Source organism: Arthrobacter sp. TS-15, from assembly GCF_006964045.1.
In the GTDB taxonomy this organism is placed as follows: Bacteria; Actinomycetota; Actinomycetes; order Actinomycetales; family Micrococcaceae; genus Arthrobacter.
On the sequence record NZ_SDXQ01000036.1, the window covers coordinates 83120 to 98380 of the forward strand.

Here is a 15261-nt window from a genome sequence, read left to right on the forward strand (position 1 = left end):
GTGCCCAGCCTCCTCCGACGCGTTAAATCGAAGATGTTCATCTTCGCCCACCGTAGGACACTGACCCTTCTGGACGGCGAGTACGGTTCGGTCTTCAAAGGCCGCAGCCTGGACTTCGATGAACTCCGCGCATATGTCCCTGGTGACGAGGTCCGCGACATCGATTGGAAGGCCACGGCACGGCACGGATCCCCCCTTGTGAAGCGCTACGTTGCAGTCCGCCGGCACACAGTCCTTCTCCTGGTGGACACCGGGAGGAACATGGCCGCACAGGCATTGTCCGGGGAAACCAAGAAGGACATCGCCGTGCATGCGGCCGGAGTGCTGGGTTACCTGGCTTCCCGGCACGGTGACGACGTAGGTCTCCTGCACGGGAACGCCACAAGGTCCACGTACATCCCGCCCCGCAGTGGTGAGGAGCATTTGGAACGGCTGCTCCGCGACGTGGATGCGAGCGCTTCCCTGGACGGACAGGCCAGTGGGATCGCCGAGCAGCTGGACTATGTGTTGCGGTACCTGAAGGGGCGTTTGCTCATCGTCGCCGTGGCGGACGAGTTCCTTCCGGACGCCCGCACGGAGACCTTGATGCGGAGGCTGCGCGGCCGGCACGAGGTGCTGTGGCTGACAGTCTGCGATGCCGAGCTCGCCGCCGAACCCGGGAACCGGATGCAGGAAAGCACGGATGTGGGCACCGGGCAAGGAATTCCCCTGTCCTTGGCCGTGGATCCCACGGTACGTGCCGCCTACGCTGCGGCAACGCTGGAACGCGAGCGGCGGCGTCAGGATGTGTTCTACCGGCTGGGAATCGCCGAGGAACAAACCACGGGCAGCGAGGACGTCCTAGGTTCAGTCTTCGCTCTCCTCGAAAAGCACCGTTCCCGCGCCTTCACGGCAAGGACCCCTACCAAGGGCGGTAGCCGTGCAGGATGAAGCGGGCTTCTATTCGCCCCTGCAATACCAACCGCAATGGTTATGGCTCGGGCTTATGCTCGTGATCCTCATCGGAGCCTGGTACGCCTGGGTTCTCTTCTCGGACCGTAAGAAGGCTCCCGTCCGCCAAGACGCGCCGGTCCGCCAAGTTCCTGACCTGGACACGTTACGAGCCGCCTGCCTGTCTGCAATCGAGGCCACCTCAGCGGACGCCGACGCCGGTCGCCTGACGGAGCGCGACGCGCACCAGAGGCTCAGCTTTCTCGTGCGGGAGTTCGCCGGAGCGGCCACGGGCCTGCCTATGACCTCCATGACCCTCCAAGACCTCCAGCGCCACGAATTCAAGGAGCTGGCGGCAGGAATAGCCGGCATCTACCCCAATGAATTCGCGCCCCTGCCGATCCACTCCGTGAGCCAATCCGCAGAAGCAGCACGTCAGGTGGTGCTCGCATGGAACTGAGCTACTGGTGGATACTTCCCCTGGCCGCAGCAGCGGTGACAGTCACCGCGTGGCTGTCCCGCCGTCGTCGTGCCCCACAGACCAGGCCCATCGCCTACGGTGAGCGGCTCACTGACCTCCCCGAATACCGGCAGGCGTTACGCCGGCACCGTACACGCCTGGCGCTCGCCGTGGTGTTGGGCGCCGTATTCCTCGCCGCCACCGCCACGGCTGCTGCAAGACCCATCCACCGATCAACGGAGCAACCGGAAATCAGGAACAGGGACATTGTGCTCTGCCTGGACGTGTCCGGGTCCATGACCAGCACAGATGCCGCCTTGGCAGCAGTATTCGAAGACCTGGCCAAGGAATTCGATGGCGAGAGAATCGGCATGGTCATCTTCGACAGCAGCAGCGTGCAGCTCTTCCCGCTCACCGACGACTACCAGTACGCAGCCGAACAACTCACCCAAGCCAAAGAAGCCTTGGACAGCGGCACAGGGTCCTTCTTTGACGGCACGTGGAACGGGGAAGGGTCCTCACTCATAGGGGACGGGCTGGCAAGCTGCGTACAGAGCTTCCCCGGCACTGACACAGGGGAGCGCTCGCGGTCCGTGGTCCTGGCCACGGACAACTTCCTTTCCGGGGAACCGATCTTCACCCTGGATGAAGCCTCGGCCCTGGCCGCCGAGAAAAAGGTGAAGGTGCACGCGCTCAACCCCGGCGACATGGACTATGGCGGGCAACCCGATCAGCCAGGGGCCCAGCTCAAAGCAGCAGCCCAACGAACCGGCGGCACCTACTTCACCTTGGATAGCCCGGACGCCGTTAAGGGCATCGTCCAGAAAGTGCAGGAGACCGAAGCCACCAGCTACCTTGCAGCGCCCCGGGTAGTGCTCGACGATGCTCCTGCATGGCCCCTGGGAATTGCCGTGTTTGCCGGTACGGGGATGCTCCTGCTCGGATGGCGGTTGGAACCATGACCTTCGCCCCTCTTGTCCCGTGGCCCCTCCTGGCATTGGCCTGCGTGGCCTTGCTGAGCTTCACGGCCTGGACCCTGGTGCTTCGCAAGCGAAGCCGGCCGCAACAACCCTGGAAACCCGCAGCCCTGCGCAGTGCCGCCGTGCTCCTCCTGCTCCTTGCAGCCCTGCGCCCCGGTTGGACCGGAGGCCAAGCCCAAACCGGCACCGCAGACCTGGACGTCTTCTTCGTGGTGGACACCAGCACCAGCATGGCCGCAGAAGACTACAAAGGAACCAGCCCCCGGCTTTCAGGAGTTCAACAGGACGTCATGGCCATCGCCAAGGAACTCGCCGGAGCCAAATTCTCGCTCATCACCTTCGACAACAAAGCCACCGTACGCGTACCACTCACACAGGACGCAACAGCGCTGCAAACGGCCATGGCCACCTTGCAACCCCAAAACAGCAGGTACGCCAAAGGAAGCAGCGTCACCGGCGCGGCGCAACTCCTGAAAGACAGGCTCCAGACGGCCAGGCAGCAACACCCAGGACGCCCCGCACTGGTCTTTTACGCCGGCGACGGTGAGAACACCAGCGCAGAAGCGCCGTCGCCCATGGACTCCGCCAACGTGGCCGGGGGAGCGGTGCTCGGGTACGGAACCGGGCAGGGCGGCCGGATGAAGGAAACCTCCAACGCCGACGCCGGATACGTCAGGGACAGAACCTCCGACACCCCGCAGGATGCCGTCTCACGGATGGACGAAGGGCAGTTGCGGACCATCGCAGACCAGCTCCACGTCCCCTACACCCACAGGACAGGCACCGAGCCAACCTCGGACATGTTGAGCCATGCCCGCCCGGGAGCCATCACCGCAATGACCCCCGACGGTCCGGGCCGCGTGGAACTTTACTGGCTGCTGGCCCTGGCCGCTTTCCTGCTGGCAATCCACGAACCGTTGCGGCATCTCACCGCCCTCCAGTCGCTTCGGCCCGCCGTGCGGAAGGAGCCCACCCCATGAACGACGACAACGCACGACGACGGCGAAGCAGGCTGGCGCTCTACTCAGCACCACCTGCGCTACTGGCGCTCGCGGTTGCGGCGAAGCTCCTGAGCGTTGATGTGCTTGGCGCCTCTGCCGGGCAGGCCTTCGACGCCGGGGAGCAAGAGGGGGTGGCCGGTGCGGCGTCGTGGTTGCAGGTAGCAAACCTTGTGGAGCCACATAAGGGACTTTTCGCCTCCGGTGATGCCCATGTTCTTGCGGGTGACTTTGCCGCCGCGCGGGAGGACTTTGAAGCGGCGTTGGAGGCCGGCCCCGGTGTGGACGAATGCAGGGTGCGCGTCAACCTTGTGTTGAGCATCGAGAAGCTGGGGGATACGGCCGGGGATCCGGAAGCAGCGGCACGCTTGTTCAGGGAGGCCAAGGCCGGGGTAGAAAGCGCACCGCCGCAATGCCATGCTGTGGGTCCGGCTAACTCCGCAGGTGAGGGTGAGAACCTGGATGCGGCCCGGGATCGTCTCAACGGGAAGATCTCAGCGGGTGAGTCGCCGCGCAACGATCCATCCACGTCCAACCCGGATACCCGGACTTCCCCTAACGAGGAGCAACTCCGGCAGCTAGAGGAGAACGCCAAGCAGGCCCAGCTTGAACGTTCGGAGGGTCAGGAACGGGGCGAGTACCTGCGGGGGCCGGACAAAGCCCCGGGGGTGGACCGTCCGTGGTGAGTTGTTACACGACGTAGTTACGACTCCCAGAGAATTTCGTCGTCCACCACGCCGTCCTCGTCAGCTGCAGCCACCAACAGTTCGTCGGTGAAGTGTGAGCCGAGGGTGAAATCCAGTACGAAGTATCGTTCCGGCTGGCCGGGATAGATGGCCACGTGGCCAAGCTTGAGGGCTTTCAGGAAGACGTCGTTGGTGAGCTGGCCTTTGTCTTTGACGCCGAAGACGGATTGGAGTTGCTCTTCCTTGAGCTGCGAACAGTGAAAATGGAGGAACTGTTGGGGGTTGGTGCCGTCCTGGTCCAGTTCGTCGGCGATCATTTCCCTGACTTGGTCCACGAGTTCGGGCAGGAAGCGCAACCTGTAGTCCACCTTGCGCATGGCCGCTTCATCGAAATGGTCGTGCGCGGTGACGTTGAGGTCCAACTCAAGCTGGTTGCCGCCAAGTTCGTGTCTCGCAACGAAGCAATGTTCACGCCCGTGGTTGAGCTCGATCTCCCCAAAATGTTTGCTCGCTACCTTGCCCATGTGATCAATCTAACCCCATCAACCGGCGGGTTCCAGCACTTCGCTCCAATTCACCCTTTGGGGTTCCGGCCCTTGACAGGAGCGGATTTCAGGGGGTGGAGGCCACTCTTTCCCGAGGTGTCCCTCAGGGTGTCAGCGAGCAGCTGTGTGAACAACTGCACTTGGGCTGTCCTCTTTTCATTGATGAGAAGAGCGAAGACGTTCCGGGCCAGGCGGATGTCCGGAACATCAAGAACAACGACGCCGGGTGGCCGGTTGCGCAGCGCCAGTTCCGGTACCAGCGATGCCCCCAGGCCGGCAGCGGTCATCTCCAGGCTGGCATGGAAGTCATCGCTGTAAGCCACCACGCGGGGGTGCAGGTTGCAGCTGGCGAAGAGGCGTTCGATGACCAGAGCATCGCTGGTGCCGGGGTGGTGGACGATCCATGGCATGTCCGAGAGGTGAGCCGCTTCGATCTCGGCGTCTTCCCGGATTTTCCATGATGCAGGCAGCACCACTCGGAAGTCGTCGTCGCCAATCCACTGACGTTCCAGGGAGTGCGGCCAGGCCAGACCGGATTGCCCCACTTGATAAACCAATGCCACATCCAGTTCGCCGCCGGTGCGAAGTCCTTGGATGGTCTGGGCCGGTTCGGCCACTGAGACGCGGAGCTCAATGCCCAGTCTCTTCCACCGATCGTTCCGGAGGATCTCCGGCAGTACATAAGTGGCGAGGCTGGGGAAAATACCCAGTCTCAGCTCCTGGGCGGGGGAGTCGTTGGTCCTTGAAGCCGCGGCCATGAGGGCTTCGACGTCGGTCAGCACCTTGGACGCGTGCCGGGTCATGGTCACCGCGGCCTCGGTGGGAATGACGCTGCGGGCAGAGCGTTGGAAGAGTTCGACGCCGGTATCGCGTTCCAGCGCGGCCATCTGTTGGGACACTGCCGACGCTGTGTAGCCGAGTTGGGCGGCCGCTGCGGCGAAGGAACCCAGCCGGGTGACCTCCATCAACGTGCGGAGATGGAGAAGGTTGACCATCAGGCGATTTTAGCTGTTCGCCACGCCACATTTTCAAACTGTCACGACACGCCGTATCCGGGCGACACGCTGAAGATTAAATGTGGCTAAGTAGTCCACAGGGTGTGGATGACATCTCTCAATTTCGCGGAATCACGGACATTTTGAGGTCCCTTGCCTGTGGACGAGCGGTGGATTGAATGACATACTTGTAATACATCATCTTGGGGTTCCAGTTCGGCGCTTGCACTACATGTAGTATCGATTTACGGATTGAGCGGGAAACCAGCACAAGACAAAATCAGAGCGTGTTGGCTGTCACGGCAGCCCGCGGGCCGGTATCGGATTCAGTAATAAAGTTCCGGTTGAGCCCGCCAGATACGAAGAGAATCAGACTTCAACTTAGGGGACAGGGATCATGACCGTAACGGTTTACACGAAGCCGGCCTGTGTTCAGTGCAACGCAACCTACCGAGCACTCGACAAGAAGGGCATTGCCTACCAGAGTGTGGACATCTCCCAGGACGCCGAGGCCCTCGAGCGCCTCAAGGCACTGGGTTACCTGCAGGCGCCGGTTGTCGTCACCGAGCAGGACCACTGGTCTGGTTTCCGCCCGGACAAGATCGAGGAACTGGCCCAGGCCGTTTCCTCCGTGGCCTAAGTTTTATTCAAACTTCGCCACCACATCACACTAAGAATTCCTATGTAGTAGAGGTGACTCCCATGGCACCGCTGGCAGCGGCACCCGTACGCGATGCTGCGGAAGCTGTGACCACGAGGAGTCACCTCATCTACTTTTCCTCGACTTCCGAGAACACCAAACGATTCGTCCAGAAACTGGGTATGGATGCAGCACGCATCCCGCTATATGCCCAGGACGCTCCGCTTCAAGCTCTGGAACCCTTCGTCCTCGTGCTGCCTACTTATGGCGGGACAAACGGCGAAGGTTCCGTGCCAAAGCAGGTCATCAGATTTCTCAACGATCCCAGGAACAGGGAACTGATCCGCGGTGTTATTGGAGCAGGGAACACCAATTTCGCGGACAACTACTGCGCAGCAGGGGACATCATCTCCGTTAAGTGCAGGGTGCCGCATCTTTACAAATTTGAACTCATGGGAACGCCGGAAGACGTTCAGCGGGTCAACGAAGGGCTGGAAAAGTTTTGGACACAACTGTCGCAGAAACAGAAGTAACCGGGGGCGCTGTGGACACGGTCAAGAAGCCGCTGCCTGAGGCCTTCAAGGGCTTGGGTTATCACGAGCTCAACGCCATGCTGAACCTGTATGGCCCCAACGGCGAGATCCAGTTTGAAGCTGACCGTGAAGCTGCGCACCAGTACTTCCTGCAGCACGTGAACAACAACACGGTGTTCTTCCACGACCTGGAAGAGAAGCTCGACTACCTGGTGAAGAACCAGTACTACGAGCGCGAAACCCTCGACCAGTACACGATGAACTTCATCCGCGATCTCTTCAACCGCGCGTACAAGAAGAAGTTCCGCTTTGAGACATTCCTTGGCGCTTTCAAGTTCTACACGTCCTACACGCTGAAGACTTTTGACGGCAAGCGTTTCCTGGAGCGCTACGAAGACCGCGTCTGCATGGTCGCCCTGCACCTGGCCCGCGGCGACGAAGACCTGGCCAACCGTCTTGTTGATGAAATCATCGACGGCCGCTTCCAGCCGGCTACCCCCACGTTCCTCAATGCAGGCAAGGCACAGCGCGGCGAGCTCGTCTCCTGCTTCCTGCTCCGCATCGAAGACAACATGGAGTCGATCGCCCGCGCCATCAACTCCGCGCTTCAGCTCTCCAAGCGTGGCGGCGGTGTAGCTCTCTCGCTCACCAACATTCGTGAGCACGGCGCCCCGATCAAGCAGATCGAGAACCAGTCCTCCGGCGTCATCCCCGTGATGAAGCTCCTCGAAGACAGCTTCTCCTACGCCAACCAGCTTGGTGCCCGCCAGGGTGCAGGTGCCGTGTACCTGCACGCCCACCACCCGGACATCCACCGCTTCCTGGACACCAAGCGTGAGAACGCTGACGAGAAGATCCGCATCAAGACGCTCTCCTTGGGTGTTGTGGTTCCGGACATCACGTTCGAGCTCGCCAAGAAGAACGAGGACATGTACCTCTTCTCCCCGTACGACGTGGAGAAGGTCTATGGTGTTCCGTTCTCCGACATTTCGGTGACCGAGAAGTACTACGAGATGGTTGACGATTCTCGGATCAAGAAGACCAAGATCAGCGCCCGTGAGTTCTTCCAGACCCTCGCGGAGATCCAGTTCGAGTCCGGCTACCCGTACATCATGTTCGAGGACACCGTGAACCGGGCTAACCCGATCGACGGCAAGATCACCATGAGCAACCTGTGCTCAGAGATCCTGCAGGTTTCCTCGCCGTCCATTTACGCCGAGGACCTCAGCTACGAGACCGTGGGTAAGGACATTTCCTGCAATCTCGGTTCCATGAACATCGCCAAGACCATGGATTCGCCGGACTTTGGCCGCTCCATTGAGACGTCCATCCGCGCCTTGAGCGCTGTGTCCGACATGTCCTACATCAACTCGGTGCCGTCCATCGCCCAGGGCAACGCCCAGAGCCACGCGATTGGCCTCGGACAGATGAACCTGCACGGTTACCTGGCCCGTGAGCACGTCCACTACGGTTCCGAAGAGGGCCTGGACTTCACCAACATCTACTTCTACACGGTGCTGTTCCACGCTCTGCGAGCTTCCAACCGCCTCGCTATCGAGACCGGCCAGAAGTTCGGCGGCTTCGAGAAGTCCACTTACGCTTCCGGTGAGTTCTTCGACAAGTACACCGAGCAGGAGTGGCTTCCGGAGACCGAGCGCGTTCGCGAGCTCTTCGCCGGCCACCACATCCCCACCCAGGATGACTGGCGTGAGCTGAAGGCTTCCGTCATGGAGCACGGCATCTACAACCAGAACCTCCAGGCTGTACCGCCTACCGGTTCCATCAGCTACATCAACAACTCCACGTCCTCCATCCACCCGGTGGCCGCCAAGATCGAAATCCGCAAGGAAGGCAAGATCGGTCGCGTTTACTACCCGGCTCCGTACCTGACCAACGACAACCTGGAGTACTACCAGGATGCCTACGAAATCGGCTACGAGAAGATCATCGACACCTACGCCGCTGCCACGCAGCACGTGGATCAGGGCCTGTCACTGACGCTGTTCTTCAAGGACACCGCCACCACGCGGGACATCAACAAGGCGCAGATCTACGCATGGCGCAAGGGCATCAAGACCCTCTACTACATCCGTCTCCGCCAGCTCGCGCTGGAAGGGACTGAGGTTGAGGGCTGTGTTTCGTGCATGTTGTAACCGAAATCGGTTGATTTCTGCGGCGACTGCCGCTGCAAAAACTAAAGAGTACGACGGCGGGTCACCACCCGCCGTCGTAGGCTTACCTCAAGAACACCATCGCTTAAGGGGATGACATGACCGAGAAGGTCAAGCTGCTGACACACGTCGAGGCCATCAACTGGAACAAGATCCAGGACGATAAGGACGTGGAAGTCTGGAACCGCCTCGTCAACAACTTCTGGCTCCCGGAGAAGGTGCCGCTGTCCAACGACGTCCAGTCGTGGCACACGCTGACGCCGGATGAGCAGCAGCTCACCATGCGCGTTTTCACTGGCCTCACCCTGCTGGACACCATCCAGGGCACTGTTGGCGCAGTCTCGCTGATCCCGGACGCGATCACCCCGCATGAAGAAGCCGTGTACACCAACATTGCCTTCATGGAGTCTGTGCACGCCAAGTCCTATTCGTCCATCTTCTCCACCCTGTGCTCCACCAAGGAGATTGACGACGCCTTCCGCTGGTCCCTCGAAAACGAGAACCTGCAGAAGAAGGCTCAGATCGTCATGGATTACTACCAGGGCGACGACCCCCTGAAGCGCAAGGTGGCCTCCACGCTGCTGGAGAGCTTCCTGTTCTACTCGGGCTTCTACCTGCCCATGTACTGGTCTTCACGGGCCAAGCTCACGAACACGGCTGACCTCATCCGCCTCATCATCCGCGACGAGGCCGTGCACGGCTACTACATCGGCTACAAGTTCCAGAAGGGTTTGGAGAAGGTTTCCGAGGCCCGCAAGCAGGAAATCAAGGACTACACGTTCGAGCTCCTGTTCGAGCTCTACGAAAACGAAGTCCAGTACACGCACGACCTCTACGACGGCGTCGGCCTGGCCGAGGACGTCAAGAAGTTCCTGCACTACAACGCCAACAAGGCCCTCATGAACCTCGGCTATGAGGCCATGTTCCCGGCTTCCGTCACCGACGTGAACCCGGCCATCCTGTCGGCCCTGTCCCCGAACGCCGACGAGAACCACGACTTCTTCTCCGGCTCAGGCTCCTCCTACGTGATCGGCAAGGCCGTCAACACGGAAGACGAGGACTGGGAGTTCTAAATCTTCACCTTGCTGTCGGTTCTTTCAGGGCCCCTCCCGCTTCGGCGGGAGGGGCCCTATTTTGTTGTCGCTCGCGATCCGCCAACAATTGGGAGCTCCGTCACGTTCTCCCGAAATGAAGCACTTCCTGTATGACGACGGATTCAGACTCTGTGGCGTCGTTGACCACCATCAATCGCGAGCACGTGAGCTAGATACGTGACGGTTCGTAAGGGCGTTATCATTCTGGATCATCTAAGTCCCAAAGTCCTTGTCCGCGTTATGGAAGAGGCAGAGGCATACCGAGGCCGCCTACTGAAGAGGACACTGGCGCATCTGCTCGTCAGCATCGTGGTCTGGCTTTTCGTTTGGATGGCGTCACTGAACGTGGACATGTCCTACAACCCGATCTTAAGGCGGATCCCTGGAGCTTCGGTGTTGTCGGGCTTCGGACTGCTGGCCACTCTAGTAGTGGCCGTCCAGCTTCAGGCACGATCCTTGAAGATCACTGACAAAAGGAAACACCCTGGCCCGGTTGAATTCCTAGATATGGCGTGCCGGGTTATTTCCCTTGCTGCTACAGGCCTGATGATGGTGTCCTTCGGGCAGTCTTTTGATTTCGGTTCATGGCCAAACCCTCCGCGTTTCGATGCTGTTCGCGGCCTCGGGTCTTTGGCCCTCGGCGGGCTTCTATCGCTGTTCGCCAGTGATGCTGCAGAGCACTCTAAGTTGGTTGACACCACGGCAGATGCTTACCTATGGAAACTTGTTCGCGAGAAGAAATCGGTACTCAGAGCCTTACCCCAGAGAAGGGTCGGCGCCCCCCGCCGACCCACTTGCCACGTTGTCATAATGTTTGCCATTTATCCGGTGTCCAGTGGCATTGTGGCAGCGTCGCTGGCGGGTGGGAAGGCGTTCATTCCAACTGTGGTCATCACCGCCGGCCTGGCATCTCTGGCTGTAGACCGGCTAAGCAAAATCTGTGTCCTTTGGTACAACAAGCAGTGGTGGTCAGTGACGGGAAGTGTGGCCATGGGCATACTCCTGTGGGCGATTTTCACGAGTCCGTTTATGGTGGCTGCGCTGGATATGGCCGCGGGGGGTCGCTGGGGGGTAAAGGCCACAGAGATCCTCGGCGGCTTGTTCCAATTTCTGGCTTTCTATATGGTGCTGACAGCTTTCCCCTTTTACGCTGGCGCATGGATGTGTTATTCGTCTGCCCGAGGCCGGGGTCTGGTCCTTGAAGTCGCGGTGCGGAAAACTCTGAGACAACTTCTGGCGCTTAGAAGGCGAACCGCCCTTCATACAGGTGCTGCTTCAAAGGAGCGTCCGATTGGTGGACCCGTCATGAGGATCCTTTCGGGCATGACGAGACGAGCGCCCATAATCGCGCTGGCTGCAACCGGGGTTATCTTCGTCTTAGGGGTGAGCTGGCTTGTAGTTTTTGGCCCCGGCACCGTCTCGGAACTGTTTCCTGGGCAATGAGTGGTCCTGTTCCCCAAGCGTCAGTAGAACTTGCATCATTCAAGAGGTATCGGCGTCCATAGGCTGGTGCCCGGGTAGGGGTGGAGCCTTGGATTGGTAGGTGTGCCCGGTGGGGGTGCGGATTTCCAGGGTGTGCACGTCGGCCTGTACTGCACGGGTGGTCCAGCCGGGGTTTTCCTTGGTGTGATTGCATGCTTCGCACAGACCAGCCCCGTTTGCGAGGTTCGTTTTCCCTCCTGAACGCCACGGAACCACATGGTCTGTGTGCCGGATGGGCGCATCACAATACGGCGTCCGGCAAGTGTCATCACGGGTCTCAATGAATCGCCGCAGCCTTGCCGGGAAGAACCGGGCCTTGGAATCCGTTGCCAGGAGCTCTCCGGTGCCCGGCGCGGTGTAGAGCCGACGGAGCCAGACATCGAACTCCTGGTCTTGGGCCGACTGTGATGTCTGTATTGCTCCTAAGCTGTTTGCTGTCGGCGGTGCGGCTGCCACTGGTGCGGGGGCGGTTAGCTCGGGACCGGCGTGCCTGACGTCAGCCACCGGCACGGAGCATTCGGCGGGCGCTGACTTTTCGGCCTGCCCTGAGCTTCCTTTTGGCCCCAGGCCGAGAAGTTTCCTTCCCCACTCTGCCGGGACGATTCCGTATCCCTTGAGCCGGGCCGGTTCACTATCGCCCTGAAAGAGCGTCCGGTCGGTCATGACCAGATCCAGGTTGATCCCCGAAAACCCACCCGGAGTGCCGGTAACCCGTTCAACCAGAGTGTCGGCCATGACCTGGCCACGGGTCGGGGCTACTCCACCAGACCCGACACCCCCGCCAGTGCCAGCACCACCTGTGGAACGGGCAGTATCAGCAGCCCGGGACAACGCAGCATAAACCGCCACCCCCTGAGCTACCGGCAACAGCGCCGTCAGGTACGTCATGGTGTCCGGCGCCGGACGCAAACTCACCGTCCGCTCAGCAGCGGCACGGCTGGCACGACCCACCACCGACCGCGGATCACGCCGATACGCAGCAGCCTTCACCGCCGCAACAATCGCCTTATCACCCTTGCCATCAAAAGTCCCGGTATCGGCGGCGAGTTCCTCATCCACCGCGCACCGGTCCTCAACAGACAAACACGCCGTTTCCTTCACGAGCAACGTGGCCCGCCATTCATTCAAGAGCCCGGCCCGCAACGCTGCCAAAGTGTGGGGCATCTCCACCACCAGCGCCTTCGCAAAACCCAGCAACCTCGACCCACGGTTCGGGGACTCCCGCCTCGCCAACGCCACCTGAGCCCCCACCCCTTTACCTTGGTCAGAGGCGGGAACGCCTTGCTGTGCCTGCTCCTGCCTCTGGGCCAGGTCAAAGGCAACAGCGATCTTGGCCTGCAAACTCGAGATAGCTGACTTCATATCTTCAAGCACCCGCAACTGCTGGATCAGATCACCACTGACGGTGCCCGACAGAACGAACCCTCCGGAGGTGGCAGGAAGACGCGCAGCGGAAACCGCCGCCTCCACTTGCCTTTCCCGAATCCGCTCCATGTCATAACTCTGGCAGGGGGCACTGACATTATTAGAGTCTCATTCCCGGGGAGGTGGCGACAGATCCGGCACTGAACCATCTCACCCTTGCTCACGTCTTCACATCAAGGGAGGATCATCACATCGTCGGGAGGATCGCCGTGGTGCAGCTGGAGAAGTTCGAGAAGTACTTGATCGAAGAGTTCTACGATGACTACCGCTCGGGAGAGATGTCGCATAAGACATTCACCCGGCGGGTGGCGTTCATCATGGGAAGCATGTCGGCTGCAGGGGCGGCCATGGCCTTGGTGGGCTGCACGCCGGAGGAGGTTCCCAAGACCACGGACCCGATGCCCACGCCATCGACCACGTCGTCGGCGGCTTCTCCGGGGAACACCGTGAACGCCACTACCGCGGTTCCCAACGCCAAGAGCCCGTTGTCCGTTCCAGAGGGCGCGGCGGGTCTGGTTACTGCCACAGTGAAGTTCGACTCCGGCGGGACGGAGATCAGCGGTTACCTCGCCCGGCCTGAGGGAAGCCAGAGGGGCCCAGGCGTGTTGATCTGTCACGAGAACCGCGGCCTCACCCCGCACATCCAGGATGTCGCACGGCGTTTTGCCAAGGAAGGGTATGCGGCGTTGGCACTGGACCTCCTCAGCAGGGAGGGCGGGACAGCGTCGATGGACCCGGATGCCGTCCCGGGCGCTCTGACGCAGGCGGGTGCCCAAAGGCACGTGGGTGACTTTAAAGCCGCCTTTGAGTACCTCAATGGCCAGGGTTATGTGGAGGAGGGCCGGATCGCGATGGTTGGCTTTTGCTTCGGTGGCGGGATCACGTGGCAGGCGTCAACAGAGATAGGCGGGCTCAAGGCCACATCGGCCTTCTATGGCCCCGCACCGGACTTGGCCAAAGTCCCCACTATCAAGCCGGCTGTGTTCGGTGTCTACGCCGAGAAGGATGCCCGCATCACCGGCTCCATGCCTCAACTTCAAGAGGCGCTGAATAAAACCAACGTCAAGCACCAGCTCAAGGTGTACCCCGGAGTTGACCACGCCTTCCACAACGACACCAGTGAACGCTACGTGGAGGCCCAAGCCACAGCAGCCTGGAACGACACCCTGGCTTGGTTTAAGGACAACGTCTAGGGGACCCTGCCCGAGAACTCAACGCTGCAAGCGCGCAGCCTCACTAGCCAGCTCGGCCTCCAAGGTCTCAATACTGGGCAGGCTCGCCACCAATTCATCCGGCAAGGAATCGGCGATGGAGGTTTTCCACTCTGCGATGCCAACGGGGGCGTTGAACCCACGCAGTGCGTACTCGGCCACCACGCTGTTCTTCTCCTTGCACAGAAGCAATCCGATGGTGGGCTTGTCGTCCGGGTGCGCCAGGAGATCGTCCACCGCAGCCATGTACATCCCAAGCTGGCCCAGGAACCCGGGTTCGAACTTCACGGCCTTGAGCTCTATCACCATGTAGCAGCGCAACTTCAGATGGTAAAAGAGCAGGTCCGCGAAGAACTCGTCGCCGGCAATTTCCAGCCGGACCTGCTCGCCCACAAAGGCGAAACCCTGGCCCAGCTCCAACAGGAATTTCTCCACATGCTTCACCAACTGCAGCTCCAGGTCCCGTTCAGTGTGCCGGTCACTCATGGACAAAAAGTCAAAGACGTAGGGGTCCTTGGTTGCCTGCTGCGCGAGATCCGAATCTGCAGGGACCATAGTGGCCGCAAAGTTGGTGATTGCTTGGCCTGATCGCTCATGGAGACGCGTTGAAATCTGGTGCGTCAGCACGTTGCGCGACCAACCGTGTTGGGCCGCTGCCGATGCGTACCAAAGGCGCGTGGCGGCGTCGTCGAGCTTTTCCAGCAGCGCGATCTGGTGGTACCAGGGCAATGTTGCAAGCGGCGCTTGCAACATTGGGAAGTCAGGCCACGCCTGCGCGAAGCTCTTCATATACCGAAGGTTCCTGGGGGAGAAGCCCTTCGCGTCAGGGAACCGGGTGCGGATGTCGGCGGACAGCCGGGTGACTACTTTGGCACCCCAGCCTTGCTCGGATTCACGTTCGGCCAGCTGTCGGCCAATGCTCCAGTAGGAGTTCAGCAACTCACTGTTGGCGGCCGCCAGAGCCCGGGTCCTGCCGACGCGGACCTGGTCAGCCACCGTGTTGAGCAGTGTGGGGTACCAGTGGGGCATGGACGAGGCCGCCGGGACACCCGGAAATGATGCCTCGGTGGCGAGCTCTTGGGACGGCATGTTGCTCCTGTCGATTGCTGGT

The 15261-nt window shown here is 60.7% G+C and carries 15 protein-coding genes; 11 read left to right on the top strand and 4 right to left on the bottom strand.

The genetic code is table 11. The features are described from left to right. Genes EU811_RS14330 through EU811_RS14350 form a run of 5 tightly spaced genes read left to right on the top strand, consistent with a single transcriptional unit; the run spans position 1 to position 4054 of the window. Positions 1-930, top strand: a complete 930-nt coding sequence (locus tag EU811_RS14330; protein WP_142939024.1) for a DUF58 domain-containing protein — start codon at positions 1-3, stop codon at positions 928-930. After that, positions 920-1390 carry a hypothetical protein gene (locus tag EU811_RS14335; protein ID WP_142939025.1) on the top strand — a complete coding sequence of 157 codons (471 nt, stop codon included), beginning with the start codon at positions 920-922 and terminating at the stop codon, positions 1388-1390. The genes EU811_RS14330 and EU811_RS14335 overlap by 11 nt, the downstream gene beginning before the upstream one ends. Continuing rightward, on the top strand, positions 1381-2352 hold the full coding sequence (locus tag EU811_RS14340) for a vWA domain-containing protein (RefSeq protein ID WP_142939026.1): 972 nt from the start codon (positions 1381-1383) through the stop codon (positions 2350-2352). Before EU811_RS14335 ends, EU811_RS14340 begins: the two co-directional genes overlap by 10 nt. Next, on the top strand, positions 2334-3350 hold the full coding sequence (locus EU811_RS14345; protein ID WP_142939027.1) for a vWA domain-containing protein: 1017 nt from the start codon (positions 2334-2336) through the stop codon (positions 3348-3350). Before EU811_RS14340 ends, EU811_RS14345 begins: the two co-directional genes overlap by 19 nt. Beyond that, positions 3347-4054: a hypothetical protein gene (locus tag EU811_RS14350; RefSeq protein ID WP_142939028.1), complete on the top strand. Its 708-nt coding sequence runs from the start codon at positions 3347-3349 to the stop codon at positions 4052-4054. Before EU811_RS14345 ends, EU811_RS14350 begins: the two co-directional genes overlap by 4 nt. A gap of 17 nt (positions 4055-4071) precedes the next feature. Here the strand turns inward: EU811_RS14350 and EU811_RS14355 are convergent, their stop codons facing one another. Beyond that, positions 4072-4578, bottom strand: coding sequence for a DUF2004 domain-containing protein (locus EU811_RS14355; protein WP_142939029.1), 507 nt, complete (start codon positions 4576-4578; stop codon positions 4072-4074). A gap of 50 nt (positions 4579-4628) precedes the next feature. Then, positions 4629-5594 carry a LysR family transcriptional regulator gene (locus EU811_RS14360; RefSeq protein WP_142939030.1) on the bottom strand — a complete coding sequence of 322 codons (966 nt, stop codon included), beginning with the start codon at positions 5592-5594 and terminating at the stop codon, positions 4629-4631. 397 nt (positions 5595-5991) lie between these two features. On the opposite strand from EU811_RS14360, the gene nrdH reads away from it, so the two are divergent. From nrdH to EU811_RS14385, 5 genes are all read left to right on the top strand, one after another. Further along, positions 5992-6234, top strand: coding sequence for a glutaredoxin-like protein NrdH (gene nrdH / locus EU811_RS14365; RefSeq protein ID WP_142939031.1), 243 nt, complete (start codon positions 5992-5994; stop codon positions 6232-6234). A 62-nt stretch (positions 6235-6296) separates the two neighbouring features. Further along, entirely contained in the window at positions 6297-6767 is a 471-nt protein-coding gene (nrdI, locus tag EU811_RS14370) for a class Ib ribonucleoside-diphosphate reductase assembly flavoprotein NrdI (protein WP_142939032.1), read from the top strand. 11 nt (positions 6768-6778) lie between these two features. Next, entirely contained in the window at positions 6779-8920 is a 2142-nt protein-coding gene (gene nrdE, locus EU811_RS14375) for a class 1b ribonucleoside-diphosphate reductase subunit alpha (protein WP_274595837.1), read from the top strand. Between the two features lie 116 nt (positions 8921-9036). Then, entirely contained in the window at positions 9037-10011 is a 975-nt protein-coding gene (nrdF, locus tag EU811_RS14380; RefSeq protein ID WP_011775019.1) for a class 1b ribonucleoside-diphosphate reductase subunit beta, read from the top strand. A 198-nt stretch (positions 10012-10209) separates the two neighbouring features. Further along, complete coding sequence (locus EU811_RS14385; RefSeq protein ID WP_142939033.1) at positions 10210-11475, top strand: hypothetical protein; 1266 nt, start codon at positions 10210-10212, stop codon at positions 11473-11475. Between the two features lie 39 nt (positions 11476-11514). Here EU811_RS14385 and EU811_RS14390 read toward each other — a convergent pair whose 3' ends face one another. Further along, positions 11515-13008 (bottom strand): HNH endonuclease, encoded by a 1494-nt coding sequence (locus EU811_RS14390; protein WP_142939034.1) that lies wholly within the window; start codon positions 13006-13008, stop codon positions 11515-11517. Positions 13009-13148: 140 nt separating this feature from the next. Between EU811_RS14390 and EU811_RS14395 the strand changes: the two genes are divergently transcribed. Then, a complete protein-coding gene (locus tag EU811_RS14395) occupies positions 13149-14132 on the top strand; it encodes a dienelactone hydrolase family protein (protein ID WP_142939035.1) in 984 nt (327 codons plus the stop codon). Between the two features lie 18 nt (positions 14133-14150). Here EU811_RS14395 and EU811_RS14400 read toward each other — a convergent pair whose 3' ends face one another. Next, positions 14151-15239, bottom strand: coding sequence for a PDDEXK nuclease domain-containing protein (locus EU811_RS14400; protein WP_142939036.1), 1089 nt, complete (start codon positions 15237-15239; stop codon positions 14151-14153). Between the last annotated feature and the right edge of the window lie 22 nt (positions 15240-15261).